Annotated in this window: 21 protein-coding genes and 1 pseudogene; 11 read left to right on the forward strand and 11 right to left on the reverse strand. The window is 38.8% G+C overall.

The features are described 5' to 3' along the window. The first annotated feature begins 97 nt into the window (after positions 1–97). Complete coding sequence (locus tag FTU02_RS02600; protein WP_180155616.1) at positions 98–1,396, forward strand: MgtC/SapB family protein; 1,299 nt, start codon at positions 98–100, stop codon at positions 1,394–1,396. Positions 1,397–1,419: 23 nt separating this feature from the next. Here FTU02_RS02600 and yddG read toward each other — a convergent pair whose 3' ends face one another. Beyond that, positions 1,420–2,343 carry an aromatic amino acid DMT transporter YddG gene (yddG, locus tag FTU02_RS02605; RefSeq protein ID WP_180107925.1) on the reverse strand — a complete coding sequence of 308 codons (924 nt, stop codon included), beginning with the start codon at positions 2,341–2,343 and terminating at the stop codon, positions 1,420–1,422. Positions 2,344–2,609: 266 nt separating this feature from the next. Here yddG and FTU02_RS02610 point away from each other — a divergent pair, with 266 nt between their 5' ends. From FTU02_RS02610 to FTU02_RS02635, 6 genes are all read left to right on the forward strand, one after another. Then, a complete protein-coding gene (locus tag FTU02_RS02610) occupies positions 2,610–2,915 on the forward strand; it encodes a hypothetical protein (protein WP_257232739.1) in 306 nt (101 codons plus the stop codon). A 1,035-nt stretch (positions 2,916–3,950) separates the two neighbouring features. Further along, positions 3,951–4,517, forward strand: a complete 567-nt coding sequence (locus tag FTU02_RS02615) for a hypothetical protein (protein ID WP_180155620.1) — start codon at positions 3,951–3,953, stop codon at positions 4,515–4,517. A 96-nt stretch (positions 4,518–4,613) separates the two neighbouring features. Beyond that, on the forward strand, positions 4,614–5,576 hold the full coding sequence (gene puuE / locus FTU02_RS02620; RefSeq protein ID WP_180155622.1) for an allantoinase PuuE: 963 nt from the start codon (positions 4,614–4,616) through the stop codon (positions 5,574–5,576). 143 nt (positions 5,577–5,719) lie between these two features. Then, on the forward strand, positions 5,720–6,223 hold the full coding sequence (uraD, locus tag FTU02_RS02625) for a 2-oxo-4-hydroxy-4-carboxy-5-ureidoimidazoline decarboxylase (RefSeq protein WP_180155624.1): 504 nt from the start codon (positions 5,720–5,722) through the stop codon (positions 6,221–6,223). Then, on the forward strand, positions 6,220–6,540 hold the full coding sequence (gene uraH / locus FTU02_RS02630; protein WP_180155626.1) for a hydroxyisourate hydrolase: 321 nt from the start codon (positions 6,220–6,222) through the stop codon (positions 6,538–6,540). The genes uraD and uraH overlap by 4 nt, the downstream gene beginning before the upstream one ends. A 29-nt stretch (positions 6,541–6,569) precedes the next feature. After that, on the forward strand, positions 6,570–7,949 hold the full coding sequence (locus FTU02_RS02635; RefSeq protein ID WP_180155628.1) for a nucleobase:cation symporter-2 family protein: 1,380 nt from the start codon (positions 6,570–6,572) through the stop codon (positions 7,947–7,949). A gap of 203 nt (positions 7,950–8,152) precedes the next feature. On the opposite strand, the gene FTU02_RS02640 is transcribed toward FTU02_RS02635, so the two are convergent. After that, positions 8,153–8,653 carry an ureidoglycolate lyase gene (locus tag FTU02_RS02640; protein ID WP_180131794.1) on the reverse strand — a complete coding sequence of 167 codons (501 nt, stop codon included), beginning with the start codon at positions 8,651–8,653 and terminating at the stop codon, positions 8,153–8,155. A gap of 89 nt (positions 8,654–8,742) precedes the next feature. Then, positions 8,743–9,610 (reverse strand): annotated as a pseudogene (gene alc / locus FTU02_RS02645) (allantoicase). Positions 9,611–9,818: 208 nt separating this feature from the next. Between alc and hpxO the strand changes: the two are divergent. Next, positions 9,819–10,976, forward strand: a complete 1,158-nt coding sequence (hpxO, locus tag FTU02_RS02650) for an FAD-dependent urate hydroxylase HpxO (protein WP_180155630.1) — start codon at positions 9,819–9,821, stop codon at positions 10,974–10,976. Between the two features lie 104 nt (positions 10,977–11,080). Here hpxO and FTU02_RS02655 read toward each other — a convergent pair whose 3' ends face one another. Next, on the reverse strand, positions 11,081–12,010 hold the full coding sequence (locus FTU02_RS02655; protein ID WP_180155632.1) for a LysR family transcriptional regulator: 930 nt from the start codon (positions 12,008–12,010) through the stop codon (positions 11,081–11,083). A 248-nt stretch (positions 12,011–12,258) separates the two neighbouring features. Between FTU02_RS02655 and FTU02_RS02660 the strand changes: the two genes are divergently transcribed. After that, complete coding sequence (locus FTU02_RS02660) at positions 12,259–13,314, forward strand: aromatic ring-hydroxylating dioxygenase subunit alpha (RefSeq protein WP_180155634.1); 1,056 nt, start codon at positions 12,259–12,261, stop codon at positions 13,312–13,314. A 71-nt stretch (positions 13,315–13,385) separates the two neighbouring features. Here the strand turns inward: FTU02_RS02660 and FTU02_RS02665 are convergent, their stop codons facing one another. Continuing rightward, on the reverse strand, positions 13,386–13,826 hold the full coding sequence (locus FTU02_RS02665) for a DUF2147 domain-containing protein (protein WP_078190743.1): 441 nt from the start codon (positions 13,824–13,826) through the stop codon (positions 13,386–13,388). A gap of 524 nt (positions 13,827–14,350) precedes the next feature. Here FTU02_RS02665 and FTU02_RS02670 point away from each other — a divergent pair. Further along, entirely contained in the window at positions 14,351–15,187 is an 837-nt protein-coding gene (locus FTU02_RS02670; RefSeq protein ID WP_180155636.1) for an SDR family oxidoreductase, read from the forward strand. A gap of 312 nt (positions 15,188–15,499) precedes the next feature. Continuing rightward, entirely contained in the window at positions 15,500–16,393 is an 894-nt protein-coding gene (hcaR, locus tag FTU02_RS02675) for a DNA-binding transcriptional regulator HcaR (protein WP_180155638.1), read from the forward strand. A gap of 378 nt (positions 16,394–16,771) precedes the next feature. On the opposite strand, the gene benE is transcribed toward hcaR, so the two are convergent. From benE to catA, 6 genes are all read right to left on the reverse strand, one after another. Beyond that, positions 16,772–17,995 (reverse strand): benzoate/H(+) symporter BenE, encoded by a 1,224-nt coding sequence (gene benE / locus FTU02_RS02680; protein ID WP_180155640.1) that lies wholly within the window; start codon positions 17,993–17,995, stop codon positions 16,772–16,774. A 63-nt stretch (positions 17,996–18,058) separates the two neighbouring features. After that, positions 18,059–18,844 carry a benzoate diol dehydrogenase BenD gene (gene benD / locus FTU02_RS02685; RefSeq protein WP_180155642.1) on the reverse strand — a complete coding sequence of 262 codons (786 nt, stop codon included), beginning with the start codon at positions 18,842–18,844 and terminating at the stop codon, positions 18,059–18,061. Positions 18,845–18,858: 14 nt separating this feature from the next. Continuing rightward, on the reverse strand, positions 18,859–19,875 hold the full coding sequence (gene benC, locus FTU02_RS02690; protein WP_180155644.1) for a benzoate 1,2-dioxygenase electron transfer component BenC: 1,017 nt from the start codon (positions 19,873–19,875) through the stop codon (positions 18,859–18,861). A gap of 94 nt (positions 19,876–19,969) precedes the next feature. After that, positions 19,970–20,479, reverse strand: coding sequence for a benzoate 1,2-dioxygenase small subunit (benB, locus tag FTU02_RS02695; RefSeq protein ID WP_078190730.1), 510 nt, complete (start codon positions 20,477–20,479; stop codon positions 19,970–19,972). Further along, positions 20,476–21,873, reverse strand: a complete 1,398-nt coding sequence (gene benA, locus FTU02_RS02700; RefSeq protein WP_078190863.1) for a benzoate 1,2-dioxygenase large subunit — start codon at positions 21,871–21,873, stop codon at positions 20,476–20,478. Before benA ends, benB begins: the two co-directional genes overlap by 4 nt. A gap of 85 nt (positions 21,874–21,958) precedes the next feature. Continuing rightward, positions 21,959–22,879 carry a catechol 1,2-dioxygenase gene (gene catA / locus FTU02_RS02705; protein ID WP_180155646.1) on the reverse strand — a complete coding sequence of 307 codons (921 nt, stop codon included), beginning with the start codon at positions 22,877–22,879 and terminating at the stop codon, positions 21,959–21,961. Positions 22,880–23,052: the final 173 nt, after the last annotated feature.

Below are 23,052 nucleotides of genomic sequence, written 5' to 3' on the forward strand. Positions count from 1 at the left end.
TATATATTTATTTTTCTAATTTTAGCGTTAAATTTATTTTAATTATTTTTTATTTATATTGCCAAAATAAACAATGTATTGATGGGAGGGCTTAAATTTGGAAATACTCATACAAACTTTATCCTTCCCAGCATTGTTAACGATTTTAGCTTCGGCTTTAGGCTGTGGATTGCTCATCGGTTTGGAGCGTCAACGTAACAACAATTTGGACAGTGAACAGAGCTTTGCCGGTTTACGCTCATTTACCATTTGTGCGCTGTTTGGAGCATTGTGTTTTTTAATCCATTTAGCTGTTGGTGTGATCGGTGCAATTGTCGTCAGTATGTTTAGCTATTATGGATTAAGCCAGCAAAAACAAGATATTGGCACAACCACAGAACTTGCTTTTGTTATGACCTATTTAATCGGCGCTGCTTGTGTATTTAATATTCCATTGGCTGCGTGTTTGGCTGTGGTGTTGACCCTCATATTAGTTGGAAAAAAAGGCTTACATCATTTTGCAGCACATTGGATCAAAGACTATGAGTTAAGAGATGGTGTATTTTTACTGGCATTGATCCTAATTGCCTTACCTTTAACGCCGAATCAAGCCTATTGGGGTTCAGTATTAAATCCCTATGTGATTTTAAAATTACTGATATTGATCTTGGTGGTGCAGTCATTAGCACACATTTCCAAGCGGCTATTATCCTCTGATAAAGCCATTATTTTATCGGCCTTGGCATCAGGTTTTGTGTCGAGCACCGCAACGATCGCTAGCTTAGGTATGGAAGTACGAGCAGGAAAAGCCAGTGCCAAAAGTAATGCAGGGGCAGGACTTTTTTCATGTGTTGCGACATTGGTTCAACTTTTGATCATTGTCCTTGGGGTGAGTTTTGCTTGGTTTAAAATATTAGTTATACCAAGTATCGTCGGCATCTTGATATTGGTCCTTGCTGCGCTATATCTGATTTATGGCTCATCTCCAGTTCAGCATAATAAAGAGTCAGAACCCGAAATGCTTCATGTAGAGGCGAATGAACCAGCAAAGTTAGAAAAGACTGATAGTCGAATGTTTAGCTTAAAACAGGCGGCAATCATAGCCATCACGCTTACTTTGATTCAAACACTTGTCTATGGATTAAATCTCGCTTTAGGTGATAAAGGTTTAATTTTAGGGACATTATTGGCATCACTCTTTGAAGTCCATGCAGCTATGGCAACCGTGGTGATGCAAGGTAATATCGACAATTTCACACTGGTTTATGCTGTGGTGATTGGATTATCAGCCCATGCAATTTCAAAATGTGTGAATGCATTTCTCACAGGTGGATGGAAATATTTTCTATATTTTGCACCAACACAGTTACTTCACATGCTGTGCCTAATCGCGGTTTTGCTATTCAGTTTAAGATAAATGAGCCAAGTGACTGCTTCTTATTATTCATGGCGCAATTGCATTAATCTGGCTTTAATTTGTGGCCAACTGGTTGAAATCCAACATACCAGCGAACCGAATGTCACCAAAATGGCACCATGCCAAAAACTTAAACTCAGTGGTGTCTGTAATATAAACATTGAAATAACCGAAGAAAAAATCGGACTAAAATACGATAAGGTCACCAATATCGTAATATTGCCTTTTATAATACCAACATTCCACGCTGCATAGCCCAATGCGGTCACGATGGACACGATTAACATATACTTACCGGTATGTAAGTCTACGGCAGGCATTCGCGGGATACCGTGAAATATCAACATTTTTAGCCATAGCACAATGGTGATCACGACGAAAAAGAATGAAATAGGGTTATGTCCATGACTGTATTTACGGGTAATCACACAGTAGAGTGACCATAAACTCGCGCCCATAAAAGCAAGAAAATAGCTTAATGGATTGGACTGAATGTTCGTAAAGACTGTAGACCAGTTAAAACTTCCATTACCCGTTTGGATCAAAATAATGCCGCCCAAACTAATGGCTAAACCAATGATTACGAAAAAGTTAAATTTTAATTCTTTAAATAATATTAACGCGGCAATTGTCAGACTCGGCCATAAATAGTTGACTAAACTGATTTCAATCGCTTGTTGAGCTGTTTGAGCCAAAGCAATGGCATACGAAAAACACAACTCATAAATCACAAATAAAAGGGTGGCGTATATCAAAAATTGGCGCGGAACCAGTTTAAGGTTTGGAATTTTAAATAAGAGCAATAGAATAATTGCGCTCAAGGTATACATAAAGAGCACAGCAAGATCAGGGCCAATACTGAAACTAATTTTCTTAAGTAAACCAACAATAGAAGACCATTGTAAGATTGCACTGAATCCAATCAGCGTTGCAAGATTTTTGGACATGATTGCTCGAAGATTTCGCAAATAGCGAATGAATTTTTAATTTTTATTATAGTCTTTATTCAGTCGTTTAGTATAAGCGTGAAAATTATCAAACTCTATTTAATTAAAAAGATTTAGAGCTCGTCGTACGTCAAGAGCAGCATGGCGATGAACTAGGTTTAGGTTCTGGTTTATTAACACAAGATTTAAAACTTGGACAATGTATTCATGCCTATATTCGTGCGAATCCAAATTTTGACTTAGCAGAAGGCGTTCACTCTGCGATTTTGATTGGCAATGGCTCAGGAATGGCGGGTTTGCTTTCACATCTTAAGCAACGTGTCGCAACAGAGCACTATCAAAACTGGTTAATTTATGGTGAACGTCAACAAGCTTTCGATGCAATTTTTGCTGATGAACTGCATGAATTACAAAACCAAGGTAAAATTGCAGAAATCGATCGGGTATTTTCTCGTGATGGATTTGCTGAAAAGTATGAGCAAGATGTCCTAGTTGTAAAAAAAGCTGAATTGATTGATTGGCTAGAGCAAGGGGGCTTGTCTCTATATCTGCGGCAGTTTGAATATGGCTAAAGCGCTAGATGCCACTTTGCAAGAGATACTGGGCATTGAACAACTGCATACACTGTGTAAAGCAGGTCGTTACCGCCGTGATGTGTATTAAATAATTGATGTCTACTGAAGAAGTAAAGTAATGAGATGGATCGTTAGTTTAAAAAGGAATAATAATGGATAAATTTGTAATTAGAGTTTATCACGATTATAAAAGGCTAATTATAGCTATTTTTTTTATTATTGAGTTTTTGATTTTTTTAATAAAGTATTACTTTTTTGGGATAGGTTTCTGGAGTTTTATTGGTGCAGTAGTTTTTTTTATTATCTTTGTTGATCTAATTTATAATGGGAGTTATTTGTTGATCGGGAAGATAAAAAAAGAAAGTGAAATTTATGAATATTATATTAGGTTTATCTATATTTTTGTAATTTATTTATTTTCAATATATTGCATTGTTGAGTGAAGAGTAAAATTGAAAAATTATGAGTAAATATTTTTTTTAATATTTTGTATAGTTTTGCTCGTTTATGGCTCTATTGCATAAAGATTCTTAAGGCAGACCACCATAAGTCACTAAAAATTAAGTAATTTACTTGGATATGAGGTGGGCCTAATCAAAATCTTTTGTTTTCTCCAAAGCATGGATTAATCAATTGCTAGCCAATCTTATTTTTTGAATCTTTTATTTGGAACTGAGTGAAAGTGACTTATGAATATAAATTAATTTTCAGAGTTAGGTGTGTTGATTTTACAAAGAATATTTGATCATGACGCTTTAAATTTATCAATAATTAAGTATAGTTATACCATTAAAAAATTACTAGATTAAACAAACAATGAGAATGCATATTTTTTTAAATTCCTTACTTACGATGTATTGTTCAATTTCAATATTTATGGTCATTTTTATATATTTTTTATCTAATTGGCAAATATGGGAAAAACATTTTACATTCATTAGTTTAATGTCATTCTTAATACTGGTAATTTGTTTTTACTTTAAATATAACGTAAAATTGAATGATGGTAATATTTTATTCAAGCAGTTGCCAATGAAAGTACAACTACCAATAAGAACTTCAACTATATTATTTTTAAACCTAAATTTGGGTTTTATCTTATTTATATTGGCAGTACTTACGATAGTAATTACAGCTAATATATGGTTTTTTACACTTTGTATTTTTATTATTTGGAATGCAATAATTTGTCATCCTCATATTTGGTTTGTCGATTCAATTGATTTAAAACAAGATATAAAAAATAAAACAAACGAATTTGAAATTCTAAGACAGTATAAAGGTGATTTTGAATATTTTAATGATGGTTTCACATACACTATAACTGGGCCTGAAATAAGCACTAAAACTATATTATGGAAAGATATTCAAAGTATAGATGTCGTACGCCAAGATCTTGGAACCATTGATGAGATTCAGCTCTATATATTGTTTTCAAATACAATCATTTATATTACCGAAAATACACCGGGTTATTACTATTTCATTGATCAACTGCATCAGAATTTTCCAGAAATAGATGAAATTTGGCAAATTTCAATCATTGCAGATGATTCAGGGCAACCATTCAATATTTTAAAAAAAGGTAATGGTCTCTGATATGAAAAGCTATTTAGCCATCTATGACATTGGCGCATAATTTGCTTGCTTCTACCTAATTTTTTACTGTTTGATATAACAAATTAGGAAGTTGAAGTGACTACAGGCTACTTACGTGGACAAGACTTAATTGACCAGATCCAACAACAGGATTATTCCAGAGACCTAATTGGATATCATGGCGATGTACCTCAAGTCGTATGGCCTAATCAGGCACGTATCGCAGTGCAGTTCGTGTTGAACTATGAAGAAGGTGGAGAAAACCACATCGAACATGGGGATGCAGGATCAGAACAATTCTTATCCGATATTATTGGAGCGGCCAGTTTTCCTACCAAACATATGTCGATGGACTCGATGTATGAATATGGCTCTAGAGCCGGTTTTTGGCGGATTCATGAAGAATTTAAAAAACGTGATTTACCCATGACGATCTTTGGCGTTGGTATGGCTCTAGCGCGCAATCCTTATATTGTCGATGCGATCAGACAATCCAACTATGATGTCGTTTCACATGGTCAACGCTGGTTACATTATCAGGATATGCCGATAGAGCTAGAACGTCAGCACATGGATCAGGCGATTAGTGTGCTTGAAGCTTTATTTGGAAAGACGCCTATTGGTTGGTACACAGGGCGTGACAGTCCCAATACACGTCAACTATTGGCTGAATTTCCGCAAATCAAATATGACTGCGATCACTATGGTGATGATTTACCTTTTTGGAGTCGTTTGACGAATGAAAGTGGTCAAACCCGTCCACATTTAATTATTCCTTATACACTCGAAAGCAATGATATGAAGTTTTGTTCACCGGGTGGTTTCAACAGTGGTGAACAATTTTATCAATACCTTAAAGACGCATTTGATGTGCTATATGAAGAAGGTGAAAGCGCGCCAAAAATGTTATCGATTGGGATGCATTGTCGTATTTTAGGGCGACCAGGCCGTTTTAAAGCACTACAACGATTCTTAGATTATGTGCAATCACATGAAAAAGTGTGGATCTGTCGCCGTGGTGATATCGCGGAACATTGGTATACACATCATGCAGTCTAATAAAAAAATATTTGGATAAAGAGGAGCTTAGCTCCTCTTTTTTTAGGCCTGTACATAGGTAACTGACATCATAGACCTAGGTTGGCACTGATATTGCAAAACTAAATTTGAACAATCATTCAATAATTTTAGGCGATTTTATAGTGCAACTTGTTGAATTTAATAAAGCATCCGAAGCAGATGTAAAAACTTTTTTAAAGCACTGTGTGCAAATTGAAGGCTGGGCAGAACACATTGTAGCGCAGCGTCCTTATACCTGTGTCACGCAAATCACAGAGCAAGCAGTAAAAGCTGCAAAAGCTTGGACTTGGGATGAAATCAAAAATGCTCTAGATAACCATCCACGAATTGGTGAAAAAAAGGCACAGGCTGAATTAAGTAGTTTGGAACAACAATTTTCTAATCGAGAACAGTCTGAAATTTCAGCAGATGAAGAAACTCAATTTGCATTGCTCAAAGGCAATATCGCGTATGAGAAAAAGTACGGTTATCTCTTTTTAATCAAAGCTTCTGGCCTCAGTAGTGAAGATGTACTACAGGCACTGCAATATCGCTTATTGAATGACCCTGAAACCGAAAAACGAATTGTTCATCATCAACTGGCTGAAATTGCCTTATTAAGATTAAAACAGGAGCTTAGCGCATGATTAGCTCACATATTTTAGACACCAATCTAGGCAGACCTGCAGCGAATGTCCGCACTCAATTATTTAACGCCGATGGAGAGTTACTAGGTTCAGCCCAAACCAATGCAGATGGTCGCGTCAATGATTTTGCGCTGAAGGACTTTACAGCAGGTGCTTATAGCCTTGAATTTGCGACTGCTGAATATTTTCAGACTTTAAATACCGAAACCTTTTTTCCAAAAGCTGTGATTCATTTTTATGTAAAAGATGCCTCGCAGCATTTTCATATTCCTTTACTCATCAGCCCATTTGCATATTCAACGTATCGTGGCAGCTAAGAGCAAAGTTAAAAATAGGGGATATAAAAATGACAGAACAAGATAAAACAGTTTCACCAGAACATGAATATTTAGGCGCAGGGAAAAGCCTTGCCTATGGTCTACAGCATGTATTAACCATGTATGGCGGTATTATCGCTCCACCATTGATTATTGGTACAGCCGCGGGACTTGAACCTGCGCAAATCGGTTTATTGATTGCTGCGGCGCTTTTTGTCGGTGGCTTGGCGACCATACTACAAACCGTAGGTGTGAAATATATCGGTGCAAAATTACCCTTAGTTCAAGGGGTTTCATTTGCAGGTGGGGCGACAATGATTGCCATAGTAACCGCAGGCGGTGGGCTTTCTGCTGTTTATGGTGCGGTGATTGTTGCATCCTTGATTGGCTTTTTCCTAGCACCTTATTTTTCAAAAATTATTCGTTTTTTCCCACCGATTGTGACTGGCTGTGTGATCACCGTGATTGGTCTTTCATTGCTGCCTGTCGCGGTACGCTGGATGATGGGGGGGAACAATAAAGCACCAGACTGGGGAAGTGCTGAGAACATCAGCTTGGCATTTTTAACTTTGGGTATCGTGATTGCGCTGAACTTAACCCGTAATGCAACCATCCGACGTTTATCTATTTTGTTAGCCATCGTCTTCGGTACAGTGCTCGCTTATGCCTTTGGCTTTGGCGATTTTTCTAAAGTTGCAAATGGTAACTGGATTCAATTTCCAAGCTTGTTTGCTTTCGGTATGCCAACTTTTGAGTTAAGTGCCATTATTGCCATGCTGATCGTGACTTTAGTCATTATGACTGAAACGACGGCAGACATTATTGCTGTCGGTGAAATTGTTGGTACTAAAGTAGATGCTGAGCGTATTACCAATGGCTTACGTGCAGATATGCTATCTAGTGCAGCAGCACCAATCTTCGGCTCATTCATGCAAAGTGCTTTTGCACAAAATGTCGGTTTAGTAGCGATTACAGGCGTGAAAAGTCGCTTTGTTGTTGCAGCGGGTGGAATGATTTTAGTCGTATTAGGCGTTCTGCCAATTATGGGCCGACTTATTGCAGCAATTCCAGTCCCTGTCTTAGGTGGTGCTGGTTTAGTTTTGTTTGGAACGGTTGCGGCTAGTGGTATTCGTACCTTGGCGAAAATTGACTATAACGAGCAAAAGAACCTCATCATTGTTGCGACGGCAATTGCAGCAGGGATGATTCCAATTATCGATCATTCGTTCTACGCAAACTTCCCTAAATGGGTGCAAACACTCTTTCATTCAGGCATTAGTTCGACTTGTTTGATGGCGATTATTTTAAATATTGTATTCAATCATTTAAATTTATTTAAAAATAAAGAAGTGATTATGAGCAAAGATCAGGTTAAAAAACCAAGCATGGCAATAGATGTGCAACATTAATCATGGCAGATTTTAAGTCTTGAACCTTGCGATGATGCATAAAATATAGTTTGTATAGAATAAATAAAGCCCTCTAAATTGAGGGCTTTTTATTGCGTAATATTTAAATAAATTAATACCAAGACATGAAATAAGATATTTACTAACAATTGGTTAAGTGATTTTTAGTCTATTGAACTCTAAGTATTTAAGCTAAAAATACATTAATTTGAAATGTGAATAGGCGTTGGGAACTGAAACACATCACAATTATGCCCAGCGCCAATACGATCGATGACGGCAAAGCTACTCGGTGCTTCGAGTGTTAGGAGAGGATGATGCCATGTTCCTGCACGATAGTTGACTCCTTGGCTACCATCAGTAATGAAAGCATATAGCTGTGTAAGATCGGGACTGTGATCATCTAACGCAGGTGCAACAACCACTAAAAAAGCCTGTGCTTGCATTGGAATAAAAGCTTGCGAGCCGTTGGGATGCCGCTCTAACATCGAAATCGTAAAAGGCAACTCAGTCGTTTTGATATTTCTGAAGATGCTAATTCCAGCAACCGCATCACCTGAAATTTCTGCTTCCACGAGCGCATGATATCGCTCTGTATGTGCGTCATTGATGTGGAAAAAATCATGTCCAGTTGTACAAATAACCTCACCAAAAGGCGCAAAGCCTTCAATACTTAGAGCTTGTAATTTTATGCTGTGTGTCATGTTTAGATATCTTATAGGGCATTTAATTAAAAAAATTGAAACAATACAAATAGGAAGCCCGAAGGCTTCCTATTTGATTAACACTGCAATTAAAGATGTATTTTTCCCCATAACCGTATGCGACTAATGCCCCCGTCAGGAATCATATTGATGCGGATATGCGATATTTTTTCATGCTTTAAAATCTCACTGACAAAGCTATGAATATGATCCATCTGCATGTCTTATTGCACCAGATTGGCCCAAAGCCAAAATGCACCAGTCAAAACCTGGTGCACGGCGACGTTTAGTTTCCCAACCATCTCCCATATTGATGCCGCGACTAGGGTTAATTAAGTTTCGTGGATGTCCAAAGTGAGCATCACTATAAGCAATAACACGTCCACCATTTTCTAGTGCAACGAGGTCTAATGTGCTCGTACTGTCTTGAATTTGAACCTGAACTTCACCATAGACTTTAAATCGTGCAATACCGCCGTCTGGATATATATTTAAACGCACATGGGTAAAAACCTGATCAGTTGAGACCTTCAATATATGGTGTTGGCTCGGGCCCAATACGGTATTGCCTAAGATATTGACCCATGCTGCCTGTGCTAGTTCACCACTCGGTGCAAAGCAGGCTTCAACTGATGCGGAAGCTGGATAATTCCCTGTAAAGAATGTTGTATCAATATCTAAGGCTTGAATTCGACCAGCGACACCGAGTTGGATAATTGCCCAATCATAACCTGCATGGCGTTTACGACGGGTTTCCCAACCATCCATCCATTTGCCATGATCATCAAATTTATCTTCGACAAAGATTGGTGCATTAAATTGCAGCATGCGTTTTGCTTCTGCAAAAAAATCATCTGAACATTCAAGTATTTTTGCACCAATACGGTCATCTGCTAAATTTGTAAGTATCTGTAATTGTGCAGGAATATCAAAACTTGGTGCGAGTAAAGTCGCCATATATAAAATCCATTCACTATTTTCATTTAAAACATATGCATTTAGTTTTCAGTGTTAAAAATTTAACAATTGATAAAAACAAGCATTTACACGTGTTTAGAAGCACAGCGTGTGCCAACTTTAGAATTTTTTATTGCTTGTTTGAAAAAATGGCATGCTTTTCGCTTTTTAGGAGAAAGATATTTAAAAAAACACAGGGGAGTTATAGATGGACATTACAATTATTGGTGCAGGTATGGCGGGCCTAACGACTGGGATCGCTTTGAACAAATTTGGACACCAAGTAACCATCTATGAACAGGCAGAACAAATTTTACCTGTTGGAGCCGCCATTTCTTTATGGTCTAACGGTGTCAAATGTTTGAACTATTTGGGGCTAACCGAACAAGTCGAAAAGCTCGGTGGCAAGATGGATCACTTAGCCTATATTGATGGCTTAACGGGCGATGTTATGACGCAGTTTAGTCTGTTTCCTTTAATCGAAGAAGTTGGACAGCGACCTTATCCCGTTTCACGTGCTGACTTACAAAATATGCTTATGGATGAATTTGGTCGTGAGAATATTCATCTAGGCAAAAAAATGGTGAGCTTCTCAGAACAAGATGATCAAGTGATCACACATTTTGCTGACGGAAGTGAGGTTCTGGCTGATTTATTGGTTGGCGCCGATGGTACACATTCATTGACACGGGCGTATGTATTGGGGGAACAAGTTGAGCGCCGCTATGCAGGTTATGTCAATTGGAACGGTTTAGTCGATATTTCAGAAGAATTTGCTGCGGCAGATCAATGGACGACATTTGTAGGTGAAGGTAAACGCGTTTCGCTGATGCCCGTTGCCGACAACCGATTCTATTTCTTCTTTGATGTACCTTTGGCAGTAGGCTTAGAAAATGACCGCACACAATATAAGGCCTTATTTAAAGAATACTTTAAGGGCTGGTGTGAACCGGTGCAAAAGCTAATTGATGCTGTAGATGCCCAAAAAACCAATCGGGTAGAAATTCATGATATTGAACCTTTTGCAGATTTCTACAAAGGTCGTGTGGTGATTGTGGGTGATGCAGCACACAGCACAACGCCGGATATTGGACAAGGCGGCTGCCAAGCAATGGAAGACGCAATATATTTAGCCCGTTCTTTGCAAATCAATACTTTAGGGTTGCAAGATTCATTGCGTCGTTATCAAAATAAACGTAATGAACGTGCCAATGAATTGGTTCTGCGAGCGCGTAAGCGTTGTGATGTAACCCATATGAAAGATGTAAGCGTAACGCGCGAATGGTATGCAGAACTGCGTAAAGAACAAGGCAATCATATTATGAAAGGTATTATCAGTAATATTGTAGGTAATCCATTGGATTAAAAAAAATAAACTAATAAAACTTTAGCTTTCAGCAGCCAGTACGAATTATTCGCACTGGATTTTTTTACAAAAAATTAAGTGACAAAAAAGCTTAAATAATGGTTTTAAGGGTTCAAAGATTTTAAATTGATCTTAATTTCTTCCATTTTTTCCACCAACAGATTAATCATGATCTGAGAAATTCGAGAGGTTTGGCGCTTCGATGCGACACATAAAGCGATGGTCAAACTGTGTAAGCCTTTTTCACGGATTGGTTTAAAAATAATCTTATTATTCTCAAGCAGTGGCAAAGCATCCATGTATGACATCAAACTGATGCCTAATTGTTGCTGAACCAATGACAATATCATTCTAATGTCATTACATTCGATCTTTTGAATCGGACTAAACTTATGATGTTTATATAAAGTCTGTACATATTCACTAATAATGAGTGGTTCACTCGGTAAAATATGCCGTTCATTTAACGTATCTGAAAGATAAATTTTATCCATCCCACCCAAGGTATGATGCGGTGACATTACAAAGCCCAACGGAATTTCTATAAAGGATAAAATCTCTAATTGGCTATGGCTTTTTGGATTTAAGATAATGCCAAAATCTAATTCTGCATCGACGATTTTTCTGGATATATCATCACTGCTATTCATGCTGATGTTGAGGTTGATCCACGGATAAGTCTCAGCCATCTTTTGAATACAGTCGACGACAAAACTGTCATTCAAAGCTGCAATAAAGCCCATTTCAATGTTTCCACGGTTTAAGCCTTGGATTTCATCAAATCGAGTTCGCGTCAGTTGATATTCTTTTTGCCATTTTAATAAATCGGCATACAGTAATTCACCCGCGAGCGTCAGTTTTAAGCCCTGAGGTAGTCGTTCAAATAGGGCAACCCCCAGTTCTTCTTCTGCCAAAACGATTTGTCGATGTACTGCCGAGACTGAAATAAAAAGTTGTTCAGCAGCTTTGCGTAGACTCCCAGTCCTTGCAACCGCCATAAAATATTCAGAAAATCTAGAAAAAGTAATCGACATACAGGCTTCAATCTCTATCGCGTGATCAGCGAATCATAATGTTATGCATTTTAAGCGATATTCATGCCAGCTTTATCAAATCAAGCAGGGTTCAATGCTTAATGTTCTAAAAAACAGAACAATCTATGCAAATCATTCTAATAGACAGAAATGTTTTTAGAATTTAATTTCGACTTAGAAAATAAGGATTTAGCAAAATTTCAATGACGCTAAATGCTGAAGAAATATTGAAAATGTCGAGATGAACTATGAATGCCATTCCAGTACTCAATTTATTTACCCAACCTCAGTTCAGTACATTTGATGCCAACGACTGGAATATTTTGGCGCAGCATTGGTATCCCGTTGCACGTGTAGAAGATGTTTCGATTGAACCGCAACAAGTGCAATTACTCGATGTAAAAATGGCGTTATATCAAACTGAAAGTGGAAAAATTCATTTGGTTCGTGATATCTGTCCACATCGAGGGGTGCCATTAACTAAAGGCTGGGTCAAGGGTGAAGACATTATTTGTCCATATCATGGTTTACATTATAACGGCGCAGGAAAGTGTGTAAAAATTCCTGCACAGCCTGAGCTGACACAAATTTCAGAGCGTTTTTCATTAACTAAATTTCCAGTTGTATTGAAATATGGATTGGTGTGGACCAGTTTATTTAACCGAGATGAATCTACGGCCAATTTTCCAAATTTAGACACGTGGGATAACGAGCAGCACCAATCGATATTGCCACCTTATGTAGATATTGGAGGTTCAAGTGGACGTCAGCTCGAAGGCTTTATTGATGTTGCACATTTCGCATGGGTGCATCATGAGAGCTTTGCAGACCGTGAAAACCAAAAAGTGCCAAAATATTCGACAGTGCGTACAGACTATGGACTACATACAGAATATCTCAGTGATGTGAGTAATTATCCGCATGGCTTACAACATTTAGCGCCAGAAGATTTTTTATGGAAAAGAACATTTGATGTCTATCCGCCATTTTCAGCAATTTTAACCATCGATTTTCCTGAAAATGGGGTGTTGAAAATCTTAAATGCCTGTTGTCCTGTATCGCATAATAAAACCCGTTTATTTGTGCCTTTAACTCGTAATTTTGATACCACAGGAGATTTACAAGCGGTCTATGATTTTAATGCACAAATTTTTGCTGAAGATCAGGACATGGTGGAAAGTCAAAAACCAGAGGAATTGCCACTGGAAATTAGTATGGAGGCGCATTTTGAAGCAGATCGCTCATCCACAATGTATCGTCGCATATTAGCTGAGTGGGGGCTAAGCAAACGTTATACCGTTTAAATTTTATATTTGAAGTATTCATGCAAAAAAGCGACTCAATCGAGTCGCTTTTTGAATTTGTAGGCTAAGGATTAGTTTACACGTATCCATGTTTGGCTGCGTCCAAGCGCAGATACACCAATATAACCACGACCATTCAAAGTCTTGCCGTCATTCGACATTTTGGCATTGAAGCTATAGGTTTTACCATTTTTCGGGTCAGTAATTTTACCGCCGTCATAGGTATTTTTACCGGTATTTTTCAAACCATTCACGATTTGTACACCGAGTAATGGTTTATTGTGGAATTTACCAACACATTTTTGGCAGTTTTCTGCTTCACCCGGGGTGAGTACATCAACGATTTTTGCAGATAAAACGCCATTTGAGGTTTCGTTAAATTGAACTACAGATAAAGGTTTTTTTGTTTGGTCATCGATGGTTTTCCATTTAGTACCATGCAATGGATCAGCAGCCAATGCTAAGCTAGACACCAGTGATAAACCGATTAGGCTAAGAGTTGTTTTTATCATTTTAGAACCTCTATTGAACATAGTAAGAGATGTGCATCCCTGATCTTCCAAAGGGTGGATACACAAGACTTGGAAAATTACAAAGCATCAGCCTTGCTTTCTTCAAGGACTATATTCACAAAAAAATAAGTATATATTGTGGATTTTATATACTGATTTTGAATATCTAGAATCTGGATCGTGTAGAAAAATAGAATAAATGTTGAGCTTTGTTTATAACATTTGGGGTTTGTATCACTTTTATAAATATCAAACGCAGTTTGAATTAAAAGAATTGGAGCTACAATCCGTAAAAAAGTAGGAACTAATAGGCTCATTTAAGCTTTCATTTTTTATTGTAATCATGGTGAATTAGATTAATTTGATTTTAAAAAATAACGCTAAAGTGCTATGTATAGCATTCATATTTTAGAATTAAATAAAATCATTTCATTCATAGATTAGAACTCGTTAAGCTTGTGCTATGAATAATACGAAAATGCGGCTTGATCACTGAACTGGATTAAGTATGTATAGGAATAACGATGAAAAATTTTAACAACAAAGTCGCAGCCATTACTGGAGCAGGTTCAGGTATTGGGCAGCAGTTAGCTATTCAACTGGCTCAAGCAGGTGCGAATCTAGCATTAAGTGATCGGAACCTTGACGGTCTTGCACAAACGTCTGAAATGATTAAGCACACCGGTGTGAAAATAACTCAGACCCAGTTAGATGTATCTGATCGTGCCGCTGTCGAGCAATGGGCGGCTGCAACCCAAGCTGAATTTGGTCAGGTCAATTTGATCTTTAATAATGCGGGTGTCGCGCTAGCCAGTACAGTAGAAGGTATGCATTATGATGAAATTGAGTGGATTATGAATATCAATTTCTGGGGCGTGGTGTATGGGACAAAAGCATTTTTACCGTACTTAAGACAAAGTGGCGATGGACATATTGTGAATATTTCCAGCTTATTTGGTTTGACAGCTCAACCGACGCAAAGTGCCTATAATGCAACTAAGTTTGCAGTCCGTGGTTTTACAGAATCTTTACGTCAAGAATTAGATTTGGAAAATGTCGGAGTGAGCGCTACCTGCGTGCATCCGGGTGGAATTCGAACCAATATTGCAAATAGCGCACGTATGAGTGACAGTATTCGCGCGTTGGGTATGAACCCAGATAGAGCCACGAAAGCCTTTAATAAAGTGCTGAAAACACCGCCTGAAGTTGCAGCAAAAGTGATTTTAGATGCAGTGAAACAGAATAAACGTCGTGTTTTAATCGGCAATGACGCCAAAATCATTGATTTAATTCAGCGGATTGCACCTACACGATATGCCCAAGCCATAGATCTGCTCAGTGGTAAGAAAAAACGTAAATAATTCAAAGATCAATAATAAGGGATGATGCAATATGATCCCTTTTTTTTTGATTCTGTATTGTCAAAATATTTATTTGAAAATGTATTTCTAATATGAATTAAGCGGTGCTAGAGAAGACGCTCTTTTGAAATCACATAATTCCAGCATGAGTTCAATTGATTAAAAATTTTGAACTATTTAGAAGTAAAATATGAGAAAAAATGATATTTAAATAAAAAATGAACACTTCACCACAAAATATAAGACTATTTTAGCTTGCTAACAGAATTGTATTAAAAACGTCCTAAGGATTGGACTACACAGGTGACTTAAATGGAATTAAGACATTTAAAATATTTTGTCATGGTTGCACAAGAACTTAATTTTAGCCAAGCGGCCTTAAAACTTTATACGGCTCAGCCTTCTCTTAGCCAACAAATCAAAGACCTCGAAGAGTTTATTGGCGTACAGTTATTTATTCGCTCTAAACGTAAAGTTGAACTGACCGATGAAGGAATTGTGTTTTTAGAACATGCCAAAAACATTTTAGAAAGTGCCGATAAAGCAGTAGCGATGACGCGCCAAGTCAAAAAAGCCAAAGACCAAAAAATTACCATCGGCTTTGTACCTGTTGCTGAAATGAAAATTTTCCCTTTTATTATTCCGAAACTTACAGAGATGTTTCCTGACTTAAAAGTTGAACTTTTAAGCTTAAATGACACGCAAATCGTCAGTGATTTACATAATGGACGTATTGATATTGCTATATCGAGGGCAGATATTAATAACCATGAAATTTCGAGTCAGTTAATTTTTGAAGAGCCTTTGATTTTCTTGATGAATAATCAGCATCCATTTGCAAATCAAAATAAAATATCAGTCAAATCTTTAGAAGAAATAGATTTTATTATTCCGGCTGAGGAAGTGTCGTCAGTTTTGCATCATAAGATTTTAAAATTTGCAGAAGACAAAAAGATCAACTTAAAAATCATCCAGCGCGCCAGTAATATTTTATTCAACATTAATTCAATCAATATCACACAGTCGTGTACGATTTTACCGAGTTATATTGCAGATATTGCTTATGAAAATATTATTGTCAAAAAGTTAGATACGGACCTTCCAACAATCAACTTATATATGAGTAAGCGCAGTACAAATACATCACCTAGTGTGCAAGCATTTATAAATTTAATTAACGATTTTTTTCATTTGAAGTTTGATTGAAGTATATCATTTAGTTAAATGATTCTGCTCAATAAATAATCTTCACAGGGGGGTAAAAACCTATAGATTTGCGCTGCTGATAAAGTTTATGTTGGTTCAAATTAGACGGTTTTTTTAAACTAAGGCTAAGTGGCGATTACTTCATCATAAAAATTGAATCTGTGCGATGCTATGCTTATTTGCCTAAAGGGTTCACTGGATTGCCAAAGTTGTAGAGCTTTTATTGACTGCTGTGGGATTAGATGTTCAATAAGCTTTTGAAATCGCTCATCGAGAATTGCCTGAATTAACCGAAGTCTAAATGAAAGCTTTTTGTTTTTGATTAAACAAAGAAGATGTAATTTTCCATCTTCTTTGTATTAACAATGCGTTTGGATATTATGAACTTTTAGAATCTTGAGTCGTTGTTATCGGTGCTTGTGTGGCTACTCGTTTGGTCAAAATGACATGTGCCGCGACACCGATACAAATCCCCCAAAATACTGAGCTTAGCCCTAAAAAATGCATACCTGAGGCTGTCGCTAAAAAGGTGATCAGCGCTGCATCACGGTTGGCCTCATTTTTCATCGCAACCGACATATTTGTCCCAATCGCACCTAATAACGCTAGACCTGCAAGTGCAGCGACCAACTCTTTAGGTAATAGGCTAAATAACATGACAATGCTGCCTGCAAATAAGCCACCTAAAATATAAAAAATACCATTGGCAATACCGGCTATATAGCGTTTTTCTTTTAGTTCATGTGCATCTTTGCCCATACACATAGCTGCGGTAATAGACGCCAAAACAATGGTAATGCCTCCGACACATGCGACACCGAGCGAGGCAATACTGGTCGCTGTGATAATCGGCTTGGCTGGCGTGTCATATCCACTGAGTTTCATGATCGCCATCCCCGGAAGGAATTGACCACTCAGACTGACTAAGATTAAGGGAATCGCCAAATTTAAAGTTGAGTTCCAAGTCCAAATTGGGGCAATAAACTGCGGTATAGCGAGTTGAAAATTCACATCAACAGGATTAATTTTGCCTAATGCAAAACTCAAAACGACTCCAGTCAGTAAGACCCAAATCATCGCGTAGCGTGGCGATAGTCTTTTAGAAATCAGAAAGACCAATAACATGCCAAAGACAATGATCGGCATACTATCTGTAGCAGTGAACAGTCCAAGCCCAAACTGAAATAAAATACCTGCCATCATTCCCGCAGCGACATCTTGAGGAATCCATTTTAGGAGTTTGTCAAAATAGCCGGTGATTCCAATCAAAAATATAACGATAGCAGACGTGATATAAGCCGCTATGGCTTCATTCAGCGAAATATTCGGAAAGAGGGTGACTAAAAGAGCCGTACCGGGCGCTGACCACGCGGTAATCACCGGGGTTTTATATTTAATAGAGAGATAAATACCCGCCAGTGCTGCACCAATAGAAATCCCCCAAATCCATGAAATCATCATGGCTGGGGAGACTTGGGCTTTTTGTGCGGCTTGGAAAAAAATAATCAATGGGCCTGAATAGGAGATCAGCACGGCTAAAAATCCTGCAACCGTCGCTGAGATCGACCAATCTTCTTTTAATGTTTTTAACAGGGGTGCCATCGCTTTTGCCTCCATGCGACTATGTCAATGAGCCTGTTGAATTTAACCAATGATTTTTAGAGATTAACCTTGATCTCCACCACCAACAGGGACGACTGTTCCTGTCATATAAGATGAATCATCGGATGCCAAAAATAAGATGGCATTGACTTGTTCCTGAATTGTGCCATAGCGGCCTAAGAATGTGCGGTCAATGGTTTGATCGACCACGTCTTGCATCCATTGTTTTTCATGATCTGACAATGGGTTGGCGTTTCTAGGTACTTTTCGTGGTGGCGCTTCTGTACCACCTGTAGCTACGGCATTGACTCGAATACCATCTTTGGCGTGTTCAAAAGCGAGTGCAGAGGTTAAGCCATTTACCCCACCTTTTGACGCTGAATATGGCACACGGTTAATACCACGGGTTGCAATAGAAGATACATTTACAATTGTCCCTTGCTGATTTTTAATCATTTCAGGTAACACGGCTCGGCAGCACCACATAGTTGGAAATAATGAACGATTAACTTCCTTAATGATTTCTTCTTCTGAAAACTCTTGGAAGGGCTTCATCCAAATCGCACCTCCGACGTTATTGATCAAGATATCAATTCGGCCATATTTTTTAATGGCTTGGGTAGCAACTAATTGAGCGCCTGAATATGTTTCAAGATTGGCTTTAATAATAATGGCATCGCCATTATGGGCTTGAATATCGTTCAGCGTATCTTCAACAAAATCTGAAAGATCTGCCAATACCACTTGAGCGCCTTCCCGTGCCACTTGTAGTGCGACTCCACGACCGATACCTTGAGCGGCACCGGTTACAATGACAACTTTATTGCTAAATCTGGCTTGTTCTGACATTAAACTATTCTCCCTTAATTCGCTGAGAATTTTTCAAACAAGAAGTTTGCAGGTTTAACGCCTTCTGTATCTAACCAGCCACGTACAGCTTCAACCATCGGTACAGGACCACAGAGATAAATATCTACATCGCCGTTGTTTAACCAATCTTTTTCAACATGACTGGTCACATAGCCTTTACGTTCATGCTGTGACTCAGGGTGAGCGACCACAGTACGGTATTCGAACCAGGGGAGTTTGCTTTGTAATTCATCGAGCTTGTCTTTTGCCACGATGTCAAAGTCATTGGTTACGCCAAATACAAGACGAACAGGTTGTTCAGAACCTTTTTCTTCAAGCACTTGTAACATGGACATAAACGGCGCAATACCTGTACCACCTGCAAGCATGACCACAGGGCGGACGACATTACGCAGATAAAAACTACCAAAAGGACCTTTGAAGGTCATTTTGTCGCCGGCTTTCGCATTGGCACTCAGGAAGGTACTCATTTTTCCTTCAGGGACATTACGAACCACGAAGCCTGTTAAACGATTGCCCGGCTTTGAACTAAACGAATACGAACGTGTTTCTTCAGTCCCCGGAATGCCGACATTGACGTATTGACCTGCCAAGAAGTTAATGTCAGGTTGATCTTCATCCAGTTGAATATCAAAGGTAATCGTAGAATCCGACATATTTTCAACACGAGACAATGTGCCTTGAAACTCATGAATTTCAGTTTTACACACGTCAGATGATGCACTGATTTGGAAAACTGCATCTGAACTTGGACGACATTGGCAAGCTAAAATATAACCTTGCTCAGCTTCTTCGGGGGGTAAAGCATCTTCGATATAAGATTCTTCAGGCATGTCGTAAGTTCCCGACTCACAAAATGCACGGCATGTCCCACATGCGCCATCACGGCAATCTAGAGGGATATTGATTTTTTGACGATAGGCTGCGTCGGATAGGGTTTCACCTTGAGCAACACTAATAAAACGAGTAACGCCATCTTCAAATTGAAGTGCAACATTATGGTTTGACATGGCTGAATATCCTTTTGAAAATCTGGTATAACGTGTCCTTTCAGCCAAATATCCTTCTGGCTGAAAGTAAAACCTTGCTTAGTAAAATAAGCTTTTAGAGGTGATAAATATCAATAACTTGGTTGATATAATCGTTTTTCAGAACAACATATTTGCTGAGGATTTTTGGCTGCTCGCCTGAAAAATCAATTTCATAACGTGACATGCCAAAGTAGCTATAGTTGGTTTTGTAGCGGAAACTTAAGGTGTTCCAGTTAAAACGCACCGTCACTTTGTCGCCATCACGTTCAATAATCTCGACGTTATTAATGTTATGGCTGGTTCGGGTATCTGGCATCGTGGCAGATGAACGCTCAGTTTTAATGCGGAAGACACGGTCTTCTAAACCTTGGCGGTCTGGATAATAAATCAAAGAAATCTCAGACTGCGGATCTTCCGTTAGGCGGTCATCGTCATCCCAAGCCGGCATCCAAAATGATGCAGATGGGGCATAGCACGCTAGCCATTCATCCCACTGTTCATCATCTAAAAAACGCGCTTCGCGGTAGAGGAACTGAGATACAGCTTCAATGCTTACGCTGTCTAAATGTGCAGTTGCATTCATGCGACATCTCCTTGTTCATTTGCGACTTGTTCTGCCAACTCTTTTTCTTCAGCGATGGCATGTTTCATGGTTTTTAACCAATATTGATGCTGAGCAAGGTAAAGACCTTCATCTTCCGTTTTGATGCCACTTAATAGCGGTTTTAATCCAATTTCATTGGCTGCATCATCCGGTCCATGAATCCAGTGTTTTGAACCACGGCACATGTCGTTCCATTCCAGTTCAATCCCCGCATATCCAGCTTGGCAGGCACGGAATTCTTCTAAATCGTCAGGTGTTGCCATGCCTGAAGCATTAAAGAAGTCTTCATATTGACGAATACGACGTGTGCGTGCTTCTGGCTCTTCACCAACAGGGGCGATACAGTAAATGGTGACTTCAGTTTTATTGACAGAAATCGGGCGTAAAACTCGAATTTGTGAACCGAATTGATCCATCAAATAGACGTTTGGATAAAGACATAGGTTACGTGAACGCTCGATCATCCATTTCGACATCGGCGCGCCAAATTTTTCGGTATATTCATCGGCTTTGCTAAAGTTTGGACGGTCTTCTGGGTTTGCCCATTGGGTCCACAACAACATGTGACCACTATCAAAACCATAAGAACCACCGCCTTGCTTGCCCCAAGAACCCGCACTCATGGCACGAATATTATCTGCCGCTTGTGCTTCTTTACGGTGCTGAGTGGTCGCTGCATAGTTCCAATGCACGGCTGATACGTGATAGCCATCTGCGCCATTTTCAGCTGTCAGTTTCCAGTTACCTTCATAGGTATAGGTAGATGAACCACGTAAAACTTCTAAACCGTTTTCCGACTGACCTTCGATCATGTCGATAATTTTGGTGGTTTCACCTAAGAATTCTTCAAGGCTTGGCACATCAGGATTTAAGCTACCAAATAAAAAGCCTTTATAACTTTCAAAGCGCGCGACTTTTTTCAAGTCATGTGAACCATCTTGGTTAAAACAATCTGAATAACCCGCTTCGGCAGGGTCTTTAACTTTGAGCAATTTACCTGAGTTATTAAAAGTCCAACCATGGAATGGACAGGTGTAGGTTGCTTTGTTGCCTTTTTTATAACGACATAACTGTGCGCCACGGTGTGAGCAGGCATTGATCATGGCATTCAGTTCACCATTACGGTTACGTGCAATGATGATCGGCTGGCGACCGATATGAGTCGTGTAATAATCATTGTTATTTGGAATTTGGCTTTCATGTGCTAAATACACCCAGTTACCTTCAAAAATGTATTTCATTTCAAGATCAAATAACGCTTGATCAGTAAATACTGAGCGGTGCAGTTTAAATTCACCAGTGTCAAAATTATCGACAAGAAGTTCATCAATACGATCTAGATGGCTGGTGTTAATTACAGGAATACGTGGCATGTCCATTCTCCGACTGTCCAATGAGGGGATAGTCACCGAGTTGTCAAACTTGGATGAGACAGCTCGGCTTCCTTAGATTGAGTAATTAAGCGCTAGCGCGTCGACGATCAACTTCAGTATTTGGTGCTGCAGCTTGTTCTTTAACTAACTCAACATTAAAGCTAATGTGTTTAAACGGTTGGTTTAGGCCACGACGCGCAATTTCAGCTTCGTCTGTGATATCAACAGCAGTTGCCACCAGACCATCACGAGTTGCAAAGGCAAAGTCGTCCCAAAGGTATTTATCACCTTCGATGTTGAATTGAGTGGTTAGCTTGCGGTAACCTGGTGCAGAGATAAAATAATGTACATGTGATGGACGGTTACCATGACGGCCTAGTTTGTCTAAAACAAATTGAGTTGTACCTTCTGGAGGGCAGCCATAACCAACGGGCATCGTAGTTTGTGCAACATATTTACCGTCTTGGTCAGAAAGAATCGTACGGCGAAGGTTAAAGTCAGATTGAGACTTATCAAAGAAAGAATAGTTACCTAGGCTGTTGGCATGCCAAATTTCAACTTTAGCGCCTTCAATGATGTTGCCTTCGGTATCTGTTACCGTACCTTCAATAAACAGAGTTGGAATTTTATCGGTTTCCGTACCATCATCCATACGAGCAAAGCCCACTGATTCAGGTGCGCCAGCCACATATAAAGGGCCTTCAATGGTACGTGGTGTACCACCTGTAATACCTGCTTTCGCATCAGCTTCATCCGCACGTAAATCAAGATAGTGCTCTAAACCTAAACCTGCGGCTAAAAGACCTAATTCGTTTGCTTGACCCGCGTCTGTAAAATACTCTAGACCTTTCCATAGTTCAGTTTGAGTAATATCCAGATCTTCAATCGCTTGGAATAAATCACCCAATAAACGTACCACAACTTCCTGTACACGTTGGTCAACAGGCCCTGTCGCTGTATCTACGTTCATTTGTTTAACCAGAACATCAATCTCTTGACGGTTCATACTATATCTCCTTAAGTATGCATTTAAGTTTGGGTGGCTATCACTCGATAAAAGAGGTCTTTGGCTGCCACGTTCCTTGTTTAGTTGTCTAACAATACTTTTTAAGTTGTTTCGTGTAGCGGCTGAAGCTTCTTTCAGGTAATGCGCTGCACGATGTCTTTGATCTGTTGGAT

It is taken from the genome of Acinetobacter sp. YH12045, from assembly GCF_013419925.1.
In the GTDB taxonomy this organism is placed as follows: Bacteria; Pseudomonadota; Gammaproteobacteria; order Pseudomonadales; family Moraxellaceae; genus Acinetobacter; species Acinetobacter amyesii.